The organism is Superficieibacter sp. BNK-5, from assembly GCF_047456055.1.
Classification (GTDB): domain Bacteria; phylum Pseudomonadota; class Gammaproteobacteria; order Enterobacterales; family Enterobacteriaceae; genus Superficieibacter.
In genome coordinates this window covers 736,394-749,241 of record NZ_CP179893.1, presented here as the reverse complement: position 1 = coordinate 749,241, position 12,848 = coordinate 736,394, and the positions used below count along the sequence as shown (strand labels likewise).

The following is a 12,848-nucleotide window of genomic DNA, read 5'->3' as shown; positions in this document are numbered from 1 at the left end:
AGCGGTTATGCTGTCGAAACAGATCCCGCTTGGCATTTATGAAAAAGCGCTCCCCGCCGGGGAGTGCTGGCTGGAACGCCTGCGGCTGGCGAAAACGCTGGATTTCGATTTTGTTGAGATGTCCGTCGACGAAACCGATGAGCGCCTTTCTCGTCTCGACTGGACCCGCGAGCAGCGCCTGGCGCTGGTGAGTGCAATTGCGGAAACCGGCGTGCGCGTTCCTTCCATGTGCCTGAGCGCCCATCGCCGTTTCCCGCTGGGCAGCGAAGATGATGCGGTGCGGGCGCAGGGGCTGGAGATTATGCGTAAAGCCATTCAGTTTGCGCAGGATGTCGGCATTCGCGTCATTCAGCTTGCAGGATACGACGTCTACTATCAGCAGGCCAATGACGAAACGCGCCGCCGTTTTCGCGACGGCCTGAAAGAGAGCGTTGAGATGGCGAGTCGCGCGCAGGTGACGCTGGCGATGGAGATCATGGATTATCCGCTGATGAACTCGATCAGCAAGGCGCTGGGCTACGCGCACTATCTCAATAATCCGTGGTTCCAGCTTTATCCGGATATCGGCAATCTGTCGGCGTGGGATAACGACGTGCAGATGGAGTTGCAGGCCGGGATGGGACATATCGTGGCGGTGCATGTGAAGGACACTAAACCCGGCGTATTCAAGAACGTGCCGTTTGGTGAAGGCATTGTCGATTTCGAACGTTGCTTTGAGACGCTGAAAGAGACGGGCTATCGCGGGCCGTACCTGATTGAGATGTGGAGCGAAACCGCTGACGATCCGGCACAAGAAGTGGCGAAAGCGCGTGACTGGGTGAAAGCGCGAATGGCCAACGCCGGTTTAGTGGAGGCAGCCTGATGCAAAAGCTAAAACAGCAGGTGTTTGAAGCCAACATGGATTTGCCGCGCTACGGCCTGGTGACTTTTACCTGGGGTAACGTCAGCGCGATTGACCGTGAGCGTGGCCTTATCGTCATTAAGCCCAGCGGCGTAGCGTATGAAACCATGAAGGCGGAAGACATGGTGGTGGTGGATCTCAACGGGAACGTGGTGGAGGGATACTGGCGTCCCTCCTCGGATACCGCTACCCATCTGGAACTGTACCGCTGCTATCCGTCGCTCGGCGGCGTCGTGCATACCCATTCGACGCACGCGACGGCATGGGCGCAGGCAGGGCTGGCGATCCCGGCGCTCGGCACCACGCACGCGGATTACTTCTTTGGTGATATCCCCTGTACGCGAGCCTTGAGTGAAGACGAGGTACAGGGCGAGTACGAACTCAACACCGGCAAAGTGATTGTGGAAACGTTGGGTACGCGCGAACCGCTGCATACGCCGGGAATAGTGGTGTATCAACACGGTCCATTTGCCTGGGGCAAAGATGCGCACGATGCGGTGCATAACGCTGTCGTCATGGAAGAGGTCGCGCGGATGGCGTGGATTGCGCGGGGTATCAATCCGCAGCTTAACCCCATTGACAGCTACCTGATGAACAAACATTTCATGCGCAAGCATGGTCCGAACGCCTATTACGGGCAGAAGTAATCAAGCGCTCCGGAGGCGTTCACATTCCTGGAATGTAACTGGTCAGGCTCCGGAGCCTTCCTTTGTTTAATGTAAACTGCTCGTCCCCTCAGCTTTGTCGAATTAAAGTGCGTAATGCGCTTGAGTTTACGCAGGGACGCAAGTACTATTACGCGTCATTTTTCAGCCGACCTTTAACACGTTCCTTGCCTCCATGGGCCTCGGCTGACCCAGACAGGAGGCTGAATAATCCGTAAGGAGCAATTCGATGCGTCATTACGAAATCGTTTTTATGGTCCATCCTGACCAGAGCGAACAGGTTCCGGGTATGATCGAACGCTACACTGGTGCAATCACTGCAGCAGAAGGCACGATTCACCGTCTGGAAGACTGGGGCCGCCGTCAGCTGGCTTACCCGATCAACAAACTGCACAAAGCACACTACGTTCTGCTGAACGTTGAAGCGCCGCAGGAAGTTATCGATGAGCTGGAAACAAACTTCCGCTTCAACGACGCCGTTATCCGTAGCATGGTAATGCGTACTAAGCACGCGGTTACCGAAGCATCTCCGATGGTTAAAGCGAAAGACGAGCGCCGTGAGCGTCGCGATGATTTCGCTAACGAAACCGCAGATGATGCAGATGCTGGGGATTCTGAAGAGTAATTTCTGATGACCAACCGTCTGGCGCTCTCCGGCACCGTGTGCAGGATGCCCCTTCGAAAGGTCAGCCCATCAGGAATTCCTCATTGCCAGTTCGTGCTTGAGCATCGTTCTGTGCAGGAGGAAGCCGGGTTTCACCGGCAGGCGTGGTGCCAAATGCCCGTTATTATTAGCGGACACGAAAACCAGGCCATTACTCACAGTATAACGGTCGGCAGTCGCATAACCGTTCAGGGGTTCATCTCTTGCCACAAGGCAAAGAACGGCCTGAGCAAAATGGTTCTGCATGCCGAGCAGATTGAATTGATAGATTCTGGAGACTAGCCATATGGCACGTTATTTCCGTCGTCGCAAGTTCTGCCGTTTCACCGCGGAAGGCGTTCAAGAGATCGACTATAAAGATATCGCTACGCTGAAAAACTACATCACCGAAAGCGGTAAAATTGTCCCGAGCCGTATCACCGGTACTCGTGCAAAATACCAGCGTCAGCTGGCTCGCTGCATCAAGCGCGCTCGCTACCTGTCCCTGCTGCCGTATACCGATCGTCATCAGTAATCGGCCGCTGTCTATTAACGACTTTAAGAGGATAAGGTAATGCAAGTTATTCTGCTTGATAAAGTAGCAAACCTGGGTAGCCTGGGTGATCAGGTTAACGTTAAAGCGGGCTATGCTCGTAACTTCCTGGTACCACAGGGTAAAGCTGTTCCTGCTACCAAGAAAAACGTTGAGTTTTTCGAAGGCCGTCGCGCTGAACTGGAAGCCAAACTGGCTGACGTTCTGGCTGCTGCCAATGCACGCGCTGAGAAAATCAACGCACTGGAAACCGTTACTATCGCGTCTAAATCTGGCGACGAAGGTAAACTGTTCGGTTCCATCGGTACTCGCGACATCGCTGACGCTGTAACTGCAGCTGGCGTTGACGTAGCTAAGAGCGAAGTTCGTCTGCCGAACGGCGTTCTGCGTACCACTGGCGAGCACGAAGTGAACTTCCAGGTTCACAGCGAAGTGTTTGCTAAGCTGACTGTAAACGTAGTTGCAGAATAAGTTTTTATTCTGAAACACGCGTAAAAACGCCGACCCCCGGGTCGGCGTTTTGCTTTTCTGATTACTGCGCGCGAATAAAATTGCCGTCTGGCTGGCGGGTAAACAGCGCCTGCTTACCGTCCCCCATATCAATCGTCAGGCCGGTCACTACGCCGCTGGCATTCTGACGAATCTTCACCATCTGACCTGATTGCAACGTGCTTAACGGCTTGCCTGCACCTTCCACCCTTGCCATCGCATACACATCCGTTGCCGGAAGATTATGGTCGCGGAACACCTGCGCCAGCGTTTTACCTGATTCTACGCGGTACGCACGCCACTGCTGGTCGATACCCGGCGTCGGTTGCTGCTGTTCTGGCGGCGGCGTTTGCACCTGCGCCTGATCGTCAGGCTGCTCCTGCACTGGCTCTGGCGCGACGGGCGCAACTGCACCCGGATCGTTAGACGGTGTGACGAGCTGAGTCTGCATTGGTTGCTGCTGCTGGGGCGGCGGCTGGATATCCAGTTGAGCATCCCGTACCACGGGCTGTGTCGTGCTGTCGTCGCCAGACGGAAGCAGGAAGCCGATGACGACCAGCACGGCGGCAATAATAATCCCCCGACGGTGCATCGGCGGGAGCGGATCCATGAGGCGAAAGTGATCCGGTGCATGCCAGATCCTCGCCAGGGTAGATTTTACGTCAACGCGCCCGGGCATGGCTTTCCTCCTGCTCCGCATATTTTAGTCCTGTACCATCAGTATAGTTGGCTAACTGCCTGATGTACGCAGCAAAGAAGGATTATGCGACATCAGAATGGGAAAACGCTTACGCGCACATTGTTTCTGTTTCGCGGCGATTTGTCATCATTCCTGCGACAAAGTTTTACCCGATGCGACGTGGCTGCTATGCTGCCCGCTACTTAAATTGTATGAAAAGGAAAGACGATGACGACCCCAACGTTTGACACCATCGAAGCGCAGGCAAGTTACGGTATCGGTTTGCAGGTAGGCCAGCAGCTTAGCGAATCCGGCCTGGAAGGACTGTTACCGGAAGCGCTGGTTGCGGGTATCGCAGATGCGCTGGAAGGCAAACACCCGGCCGTGCCGGTCGATGTTGTGCATCGTGCGCTGCGTGAAATTCATGAGCGTGCGGACGCGGTACGCCGCGAGCGTTTTCAGTCAATGGCGGCAGACGGCGTTAAGTACCTGGAAGAAAACGGCGCGCGCGAAGGCGTTAACAGCACCGAATCCGGCCTCCAGTTCCGCGTGATTACCCAGGGCGAAGGCGCGATCCCGGCGCGTACCGACCGTGTGCGTGTGCACTACACCGGTAAACTGATCGACGGTTCCGTATTCGACAGCTCCGTCGCCCGTGGCGAACCGGCAGAGTTTCCGGTTAACGGCGTGATCCCCGGCTGGATTGAAGCCCTGACCCTGATGCCGGTCGGCTCCAAATGGGAACTGACCATTCCGCAGAACCTTGCCTATGGCGAGCGCGGCGCTGGCGCATCCATTCCGCCATTCAGCACCCTGGTGTTTGAAGTCGAACTGCTGGAAATTCTGTAAGGTCGATTCGCCTCCTCTTTCTGTGAAGGGGGAGGCGCTAACAGCGCAAGATGCTTAAATCAGAAAGATACTGGTGTTTTATCTTGCAAATACATTCATCAGGTGTATTTTTGTGAGCTGTTTATCACTATCTCAGTGATATAACACTCACTTTAAACATAAATTTAACATTAACGCCATTTCCAGGTATTCATCCCTCCGATTCTTCCCTACTATCGATGGATCCCTTAGCGGGAACGTCAAATAAGACACATTAAAGGCCATCAGAGCCAGAACAACACAGACAGGTACACAGGAAGATAATCACATGGTAGATCAGATAAAAGCCGTTGCTGACGAACAGGCATCCGGCGAGCAGTCTCTGCGGCGTAATCTCACGAATCGACATATCCAGCTTATCGCCATCGGCGGCGCGATTGGTACCGGCCTGTTTATGGGGTCGGGGAAAACCATCAGCCTCGCCGGACCGTCGATCATTTTTGTGTATATGATCATCGGCTTTATGCTCTTTTTCGTCATGCGGGCAATGGGCGAACTGCTGCTGTCGAATCTCGAATATAAATCCTTCAGCGACTTTGCGGCAGACCTGCTCGGCCCGTGGGCTGGCTATTTTACCGGCTGGACCTACTGGTTCTGCTGGGTCGTTACCGGCATGGCGGACGTCGTGGCGATCACCGCCTACGCCCAGTTCTGGTTTCCCGGATTGTCAGAGTGGGTGGCCTCGCTGGCCGTGGTCCTGCTGCTGCTGGGGCTGAACCTCGCCACCGTAAAAATGTTCGGCGAGATGGAGTTCTGGTTTGCGATGATCAAAATCGTCGCTATCGTGGCGCTGATTATTGTCGGTCTGGTAATGGTGCTGATGCACTTCCAGTCGCCGACCGGCGTTGAAGCGTCCTTTACCCATCTGTGGGATAACGGCGGCTGGTTCCCGAAAGGGATTAGCGGCTTCTTTGCCGGATTCCAGATTGCGGTCTTTGCCTTTGTCGGGATTGAACTGGTTGGCACCACGGCAGCAGAAACCAAAGATCCGGAGAAATCCCTGCCGCGCGCGATCAACTCGATTCCGCTGCGCATTATTATGTTCTACGTGCTGGCACTGATTGTGATTATGTCCGTCACGCCGTGGAACTCGGTCGTACCGAATAAGAGTCCGTTCGTGGAGCTGTTCGTGCTGGTGGGCCTGCCTGCGGCGGCGAGCATCATCAACTTTGTGGTGCTGACCTCGGCGGCCTCATCGGCGAACAGCGGCGTGTTCTCCACCAGCCGTATGCTGTTCGGGCTGGCGCAGGACGGCGTGGCACCAAAAAGCTTTGGTAAGCTCTCGAAACGCGCGGTTCCGGCCACCGGTCTGACCTTCTCCTGCATCTGTCTGCTGGGTGGGGTGGTGCTGATTTATGTGAAGCCGGATGTGATTACCGCCTTTACGCTGGTGACGACGGTGTCGGCGATCCTCTTTATGTTCGTCTGGACCATCATCATGTGCTCGTATCTGGTCTATCGCAAAAAGCGTCCGCATCTGCATGAACAGTCGAAGTTTAAAATGCCGCTTGGCAAGCTGATGTGCTGGGTATGCATGGCCTTCTTTGTGTTTGTGCTGGTGTTGCTGACGCTGGAAGCCGATACCCGTGAGGCGCTGCTGGTCACCCCGCTGTGGTTCGTGGTGCTGGGGGTATTCTGGCTGCTGATAGGGAAAAAGCGGCTGGCGAATTTGCGCAAGTAAATCTGTTGTGCTTTGACCAACAGGCGCAATAAAAAAGGCCGCTTATCGGGCGGCCATCAATAAGGTGCTCTCGGGCACCTTTTTTATTCGCCCGCCAGCGCGCGCGGGAACAGCACGTTATTTTCGAGGCTGATGTGCTCCATCAGATCGTCGATCATTTCGTTAATCCCTTTATACATCGCCTTCCAGGTGGTGCAGGCTTCCGGCGGCGGCGTCACGTTCTGGGTGACATGTTTGATCACCTCCACCAGCTCGCCCGCATCGACATGTTCGCTTTCCATCACGTTAATCGGACCTGCGGCCTGGCGGCCCATACCTTGTTTGATCATCGGGAACAGGATCTGCTCTTCTTTCATCATATGGCTGGACAGCTCATCATGCAGGGCGGTCAGGTACTTGGTCAGGCCGCGCGGGACGTTCGGTTTATCCGCATGAACGCGTTCCACTTTGGTGGCCTGAAGGATCAGTTCAGGAAGCTGTTCACGGTGTCTGTCGTGATAGCGCACGATAATGTGATCGATGATTTCCGCCAGCGGGACGACACGCCAGTCTTTCTCAATGGGAAGTTCGGCCAGTTTTGCCAGTTCGGTTTCGATAACCGCGACATCCAGCTCCTTGCGTAATGCCGCGCGTGCCAGCGTCTGTTTACCGCCGCAGCAGTAGTCCATATCGTATTTACGAAACAGCGCGGAGGCGCGCGGGATAGAGAGCGCCAGCTCACCTAAAGCCTGGTCACGGTAGGTCATAGCAGTTACCTCATCATCAAAAATATAAGATGCATTTTAAATGCATCTTTAAAGATAAGGAATACTCCTTTGGGATAGTGAGCTAGTTTATTTCGTCGCTCAGGCGCTGGAGGGAGGGTTTCTCTGGCTTTGCGCGCACCGCCAGCACCACGCCGATCGCCAGCAGAATGATACCGCTGAAGGTCAGGAGCGGCGGCAGACTCTGACGCAGCAGGAAGGTGTACAGCAGCCCCGCCAGCGTTTCGAAGACGATTAGCGGGCCGACAATCACCGTCGGTAGCCGCTGGCTGGCAACGTTCCAGCACAGCGCGCCGACCCATGAGCAGAGGATGGCAATGGCGATCATCAGCGTGATAAAGACCGCCGGACGTGGGCCGAAGGGCAGGACGAAAGCATCTGCCTGACCACTCAACCACAGGCAGGCGGCGATATAGCCTGCCAGTGATACCGGCAGTGTGACCAGCGCCTGGGCGGTGGCCCACATCATCGGATTTTTGTCCGGGTTCTCCCGCAACCAGCGGGCATTATGTAACGCATACCATGCCCAGCACACGACCGCGACCAGCGCGAGGCCGACTCCCGAAGCGTAACGTCCCCAGCTAAAACCGGGCAGGCCGTGACGCAGTTCAGCAATGTTGACGCACGTCAGGCCGATGGCGATGCACACCAGCGCCGGAGCCAGTTTTATCCAGGGCAATTTCCCGTCGCGCTGGCTATAAAGCAGGTTGGCAAACACCGGGATCACCACCGGCAGCGTGCCAATGATCATCGTTGAAACCGGCGCGCCGGTGCGCTGGATGGCACTGGCGAGGCAGGCGTAATAGATCAGGTTGCCCATCAGGGTCAGCGCCAGCGCGGTGAGCCAGTCGCGACGGGAAAGCTGTTTTAACCTGGCGCGACCCAGCCAGGCCAGCGGCAGAGCAATCAGGCCCAGCGCCAGATAGCGCCCCATTGATTGTAGTACGGCGGGGTATTCCGGCACGATCAGCGGCCCGACAAAAATTAATCCCCACATCAGTCCTGCCAGTAAGGCATACAGCACGCCGCTAATCATCATCACTCCCGTTTCTCAATGAAGGGCAAGTGTAGACGCCAGGCGCAGTGGAATATTGTATGAGATTGCGCATCAGCGCCGGGCGACCTGTTTTTGGTAGCGTACCGGCGTGATGCCGTAGCGGTGAGTGAAGGCACGAGTCAAATGCGACTGGTCGGTGAGTCCGGTCGCCGCCGCGACCTGCGCGGCGGGCATGCCGTGGGTAAGAAAGTTTTTAGCCCGCCACAGGCGGATCGCCATCAGCATCTGGTGCGGCGTCACGTGAAAGTGCGCTTTGAACTGGCGCTGAAAATGATACGGGCTAAGCGCCACGACGTGCGCCAGTTCATCCAGCGTTACCGTGCGCATATAGTTATCGTGCAGATATTCCCGCGCACGCTCAAAGCGGTGATTGCTTTCGTGGACTACCGGCGAATGACGGGCATAAGGGCGGAAGGTGTCGATCAGATCCAGAAGCTGTCCTTTCTGCGCCAGCGGATCGTCAGTTTGCCACAGGGCGTGTATTAAAGTGCAGATCTGGCGGGAGCGTAATGGATCGAGGCGCGTCACCTCATCAAACCACCAGTGACGGATGCCGGTCACCTCTTCAAGCAGGTCAGGATCGAGATACATCATCCGGTAGCGCCAGCCGTCCGCCGTTTCCGCTTCGCCGGTATGCAACTCATCCGGATTCATGGTGACGACGGAGTTCACGGGTGCAACGTGCTGCGTACCGCGATAGCGGAAACGCTCCGCGCCGGATTCAATCGCGCCGATACCAAAGGCTTCGTGGGTATGAGGTTCAAAGGCGTAGCGTGAGATATGGGCGTGATAAAGCTCGACGCCGGGCACCTGCGCCAGATGGCGAAAGCGGGCGCGGTCTCTCTCATCGCTGAACTGTTCGGGTACGCCTTGCACGGGGTTACTCCACGCGGACCATTTCTCTATTATCGAAGATGGTCCGCGCGGTGGCTACAAAAATTAACCCGTTTTTAACATTTACAGAATCGCTTTGACGCTCTCCGCCAGCGGCGTGGTCGGACGGCCAATCAGCTTGCTCAGGGTATGGCTGTCATCAAACAACCCACCTTTCGATGCACCGACGTCAGAATCTGCCAGCATGTCCGCCAGCGCGGCAGGCAGGCCCACACCTTTCAGCGCGGCGGCAAAATCCGCTTCGCTAAGGTTCTGATACGCCACCTTTTTACCGCTCTGCTTGCTCAGCTCTGCCGAAAGCTGACTCAGGGTCCAGGCGTCATCACCTGCCAGTTCATAAACCTTACCGGCATGGCCATCTTCGCTGATGACACGGGCAGCAGCAGCGGCATAGTCAGCACGGGTGGCAGCGGCAATTTTGCCTTCCCCGGCTGCACCGATAAACACGCCGTGCTCCAGTGCAGCCGGAGCGCTGGCCAGATAGTTTTCGCTATACCAGCCGTTACGCAGCAGCGCATAAGGAATGCCGGACACGGCCAGCGCTTTTTCGGTGGCAACGTGCTCAACGTGCAGTCCGAGCGGAGATTTGTCGGCATGCAGCAGGCTGGTGTAAGCAATAAATTTAACCCCGGCAGCAGCAGCGGCGTTAATCACGTTCTGATGTTGAATCGCGCGCTGGCCCACTTCGCTTGAGGAAATTAACAGTAGTTTCTCGATGCCGCTCAGGGCGGCAGTAAGGGCGGCTTCATTGTTGTAATCCGCCTGGCGGACAACCACGCCCTGCTGCTGGAGGGCGTCGGCTTTTGCCGGATTACGCACAATCGCCACCAACTGACTGGCCGGGACGGTTTTCAACAGGTCGTTAATCACGAGCTGGCCAAGATGACCAGTAGCACCGGTAATTGCAATCATGGGATCTTCCTTCTGTTTTGCCTTGTGTTGGATCACGCTAACACTTAAACTTACTTTTAGTAAGTACGTACAAAAAGGTTAGTATGAAGATGGCAAATTTGACTCTCAGCGAACAACTGCGCAACGGCAATTTATTTGCGGAGCAGTGTCCGTCCCGCGATGTGCTTAAACATGTCACCAGCCGCTGGGGCGTGTTGATTCTGGTGGCGCTGCGCGACGGCACCCACCGGTTCAGCGACCTGCGCCGCAAGATGGGCGGCGTCAGTGAAAAAATGCTGGCGCAGTCGTTACAGGCGCTGGAGATGGATGGCTTCGTGAACCGGGTGTCATACCCGGTAGTGCCGCCGCACGTCGAATATAGCCTGACGGCGTTGGGTGAGCAGGTGAGTGAAAAGGTGGCGGCGCTGGCGGACTGGATCGAATTGAACCTGCCGGAAGTGCTGGCTACACGTGATGAACGCGCGGCGTAGAGGCTGGAGCCTGATGTTGTAGGCTGGGTAAGGCGAAGCCGCCACCCGGCAAAATGCGCCACAATAGCCGGCGATGCGTTACCTGCCCGGTGGCGCTGCGCTTACCGGGCCTACGGGTGGAACGGCGTAGGGATTCCCATGCAGGGAATGGTGTGTGATGCTTCTGTAGGCTGGGTAAGGCGAAGCCGCCACCCGGCATGTAAGGCTCAGGAGCCGCGATAGACTCCTGAGCCTTACATCTATTTGCTTAAATCCAGCTGATAAATTGCGAAACCAATATCATCGGTCGCCACCTGATGCATTGGATACTGGGCCTTCTCTTTAATAAACGCCGCCGCTTTCTCTGATGGCGAGGTTTCAAAGCGAATATCCAGCGTCGTGTCGCTGTGGATCGGTGCCAGACGCCAGTTATTATCCGCTGCCGGATGAATTTCTCCTGCACGTTTCGACTCCGCGCCAATCCATGCCGCCAGCACCGCGCGGTTTTCATCCGGAGAGGCAAACGCGATATGTTCGTCGCCCGTACCGGCAAACTTGCCGCCGTAAGCGCGGTAATTATTGGTCGCCACCAGGAAAGTAGCGTCTGGATCGATGGGCTTGCCGTTATAGGTCAGATCCTTGATACGTTCCGCCTGCGGGTTCACGCTCTGGCACTCACCGTCGTAGCGGGCAGGCTGGGTTACATCAATCTGATAATTCACGCCGTCAATAACGTCGAAATTGTAGGTGCGGAAATCGTCCCAGTTAATCAGCGCCTGCGGCTTGCTGCTGTGCGGATCGATTTGATTAAACTGCCCGGCTGAACACTCCAGCCACTCCTTCACCTCTTTACCGCTGGCTTTGACCACCACCAGCGTATTTGGATAGAGGTAAAGATCGGCCGCGTTACGGAAGGTCAACTGCCCCTTTTCCACCTCGACAAAGCTTGCCGGATCGTTTTTCCGCCCGCCCGCTTTAAACGGTGCGGCAGCAGAAAGCACCGGCAGCTTCGCCAGATCCGGATCGCCCTGAATAAAATGCTCAACGTAGGCTTTTTGCGCGTTGTTCACCACCTGAACGGTCGGGTCGTCCTGTACCAGCGACAGATAGCTGTACATATTGTCGGCGGATTTGCCGATTGGCTGGCTGACAAACTCGCGGGTGGCATCATGATCGGCTTTCAACACCTCGACCAGTTTTGCATCTTCTGCGGCCAGTGATTTTTTCGCCGCCGCGTCGTAAATCGGTCGCGCTTCCGCTTTCGCCTGGCTGACCTGCCATTTTCCGCTGTCGTTATTTACTACCAGATCCACCACCCCTAAGTGATCGCCCCACATGCCCGGCATCACCGCCGGTACGCCGTTAAGCGTGCCTTTTTGCAGATCGACGCCTTTAATAGCGGCAAAATCCTTCGACGGGAAGACCGCGTGGGCGTGGCCGAACATAATGGCATCCACGCCGGGCACCTCGCTCAGGTAATAGACGGAGTTCTCCGCCATCGCCTGATACGGGTCGGCGGACAAACCGGAGTGAGCAATCACTCCCACAATATCTGCGCCTTTCTTGCGCATTTCCGGCACGTATTTGCGCACGGTTTCAGTAATATCATTCACCGTCACCTTGCCGGAAAGATTGGCTTTATCCCATGTCATGATCTGTGGCGGCACCACGCCGATGTAGCCAATGTGCAGCGCATGCGTTTTGCCTTCCTGATCCTTAACCTGCGTCTCTTTAATCAGGTACGGCGTAAACAGCGGCTGTTGCGTTTTAACATCAATGACGTTGGCGTTAACGTAAGGGAATTTCGCTCCGGCCAGCGCGGTTTGCAGGTAATCGAGACCGTAATTAAATTCATGATTGCCGAGGTTGCCCACGGCGTAATCCAGCGTGTTGAGCGCTTTATACACCGGGTGAACATCGCCCTTTTTCAGCCCCTTTGCGGCGGCATAGTCGCCCAGCGGACTGCCCTGAATGATGTCGCCGTTATCCACCAGCACGCTATTGGTCGCTTCGCTGCGGGCGACATTAATCAGCGTCGCCGTGCGGACCAGTCCGAATTTTTCCGTCGGGGCATCTTTGTAGTAATCAAAATCCATCATATTGCTATGCAAATCAGTGGTTTCCAGGATGCGGAGATCCACCGTTGCCGCATTCACGCTCGCCGCAATCAACGTAGCCAGGAGCGTTACACTAAACTTAATCATCAGAGACATCCTTTTTGATCTGAGGCACAAAAGAAAATGTATATACATTTTGTTGCTGACAGAAGTGTG

At 55.8% G+C, this 12,848-nt stretch carries 15 protein-coding genes; 9 read left to right on the top strand and 6 right to left on the bottom strand.

Features of this window, described 5'->3' with window-relative positions; genetic code table 11:
- Positions 1-7: 7 nt before the first annotated feature.
- The 6 genes from ACMGGS_RS03635 to rplI all read left to right on the top strand — a co-directional run bounded on the left by ACMGGS_RS03635 (position 8) and on the right by rplI (position 3,233).
- Complete coding sequence (locus tag ACMGGS_RS03635) at positions 8-862, top strand: L-ribulose-5-phosphate 3-epimerase (RefSeq protein WP_414165077.1); 855 nt, start codon at positions 8-10, stop codon at positions 860-862.
- Complete coding sequence (locus ACMGGS_RS03630) at positions 862-1,548, top strand: L-ribulose-5-phosphate 4-epimerase (RefSeq protein ID WP_414165076.1); 687 nt, start codon at positions 862-864, stop codon at positions 1,546-1,548. The genes ACMGGS_RS03635 and ACMGGS_RS03630 overlap by 1 nt, the downstream gene beginning before the upstream one ends.
- A gap of 247 nt (positions 1,549-1,795) precedes the next feature.
- Positions 1,796-2,191, top strand: a complete 396-nt coding sequence (gene rpsF / locus ACMGGS_RS03625; RefSeq protein WP_006686337.1) for a 30S ribosomal protein S6 — start codon at positions 1,796-1,798, stop codon at positions 2,189-2,191.
- 6 nt (positions 2,192-2,197) lie between these two features.
- Positions 2,198-2,512, top strand: coding sequence for a primosomal replication protein N (gene priB / locus ACMGGS_RS03620; protein WP_176919497.1), 315 nt, complete (start codon positions 2,198-2,200; stop codon positions 2,510-2,512).
- 4 nt (positions 2,513-2,516) lie between these two features.
- The gene (gene rpsR / locus ACMGGS_RS03615; protein WP_176919496.1) at positions 2,517-2,744 is read left to right on the top strand and encodes a 30S ribosomal protein S18; all 228 of its coding nucleotides are present in this window, start codon (positions 2,517-2,519) and stop codon (positions 2,742-2,744) included.
- A gap of 39 nt (positions 2,745-2,783) precedes the next feature.
- Positions 2,784-3,233: a 50S ribosomal protein L9 gene (gene rplI / locus ACMGGS_RS03610; protein ID WP_176919495.1), complete on the top strand. Its 450-nt coding sequence runs from the start codon at positions 2,784-2,786 to the stop codon at positions 3,231-3,233.
- 61 nt (positions 3,234-3,294) lie between these two features.
- Here the strand turns inward: rplI and ACMGGS_RS03605 are convergent, their stop codons facing one another.
- A complete protein-coding gene (locus ACMGGS_RS03605; RefSeq protein ID WP_176919494.1) occupies positions 3,295-3,930 on the bottom strand; it encodes a LysM-like peptidoglycan-binding domain-containing protein in 636 nt (211 codons plus the stop codon).
- Between the two features lie 228 nt (positions 3,931-4,158).
- Between ACMGGS_RS03605 and fklB the strand changes: the two genes are divergently transcribed.
- Positions 4,159-4,779 (top strand): FKBP-type peptidyl-prolyl cis-trans isomerase, encoded by a 621-nt coding sequence (gene fklB, locus ACMGGS_RS03600; RefSeq protein ID WP_194207129.1) that lies wholly within the window; start codon positions 4,159-4,161, stop codon positions 4,777-4,779.
- A gap of 307 nt (positions 4,780-5,086) precedes the next feature.
- Positions 5,087-6,499, top strand: coding sequence for a D-serine/D-alanine/glycine transporter (gene cycA, locus ACMGGS_RS03595; protein ID WP_194207128.1), 1,413 nt, complete (start codon positions 5,087-5,089; stop codon positions 6,497-6,499).
- 83 nt (positions 6,500-6,582) lie between these two features.
- Here cycA and ytfE read toward each other — a convergent pair whose 3' ends face one another.
- The 4 genes from ytfE to ACMGGS_RS03575 all read right to left on the bottom strand — a co-directional run bounded on the left by ytfE (position 6,583) and on the right by ACMGGS_RS03575 (position 10,126).
- The gene (gene ytfE, locus ACMGGS_RS03590; protein ID WP_414165075.1) at positions 6,583-7,245 is read right to left on the bottom strand and encodes an iron-sulfur cluster repair protein YtfE; all 663 of its coding nucleotides are present in this window, start codon (positions 7,243-7,245) and stop codon (positions 6,583-6,585) included.
- An 82-nt stretch (positions 7,246-7,327) separates the two neighbouring features.
- Positions 7,328-8,299, bottom strand: coding sequence for a DMT family transporter (locus tag ACMGGS_RS03585; protein ID WP_414166188.1), 972 nt, complete (start codon positions 8,297-8,299; stop codon positions 7,328-7,330).
- Positions 8,300-8,371: 72 nt separating this feature from the next.
- Positions 8,372-9,196, bottom strand: coding sequence for an AraC family ligand binding domain-containing protein (locus ACMGGS_RS03580; RefSeq protein ID WP_414165074.1), 825 nt, complete (start codon positions 9,194-9,196; stop codon positions 8,372-8,374).
- A gap of 81 nt (positions 9,197-9,277) precedes the next feature.
- Positions 9,278-10,126 (bottom strand): SDR family oxidoreductase, encoded by an 849-nt coding sequence (locus ACMGGS_RS03575; protein WP_414165073.1) that lies wholly within the window; start codon positions 10,124-10,126, stop codon positions 9,278-9,280.
- Between the two features lie 89 nt (positions 10,127-10,215).
- On the opposite strand from ACMGGS_RS03575, the gene ACMGGS_RS03570 reads away from it, so the two are divergent.
- Positions 10,216-10,596 (top strand): winged helix-turn-helix transcriptional regulator, encoded by a 381-nt coding sequence (locus ACMGGS_RS03570; RefSeq protein ID WP_176919488.1) that lies wholly within the window; start codon positions 10,216-10,218, stop codon positions 10,594-10,596.
- A 239-nt stretch (positions 10,597-10,835) separates the two neighbouring features.
- On the opposite strand, the gene ACMGGS_RS03565 is transcribed toward ACMGGS_RS03570, so the two are convergent.
- The gene (locus ACMGGS_RS03565; protein ID WP_414165072.1) at positions 10,836-12,779 is read right to left on the bottom strand and encodes a bifunctional 2',3'-cyclic-nucleotide 2'-phosphodiesterase/3'-nucleotidase; all 1,944 of its coding nucleotides are present in this window, start codon (positions 12,777-12,779) and stop codon (positions 10,836-10,838) included.
- Between the last annotated feature and the right edge of the window lie 69 nt (positions 12,780-12,848).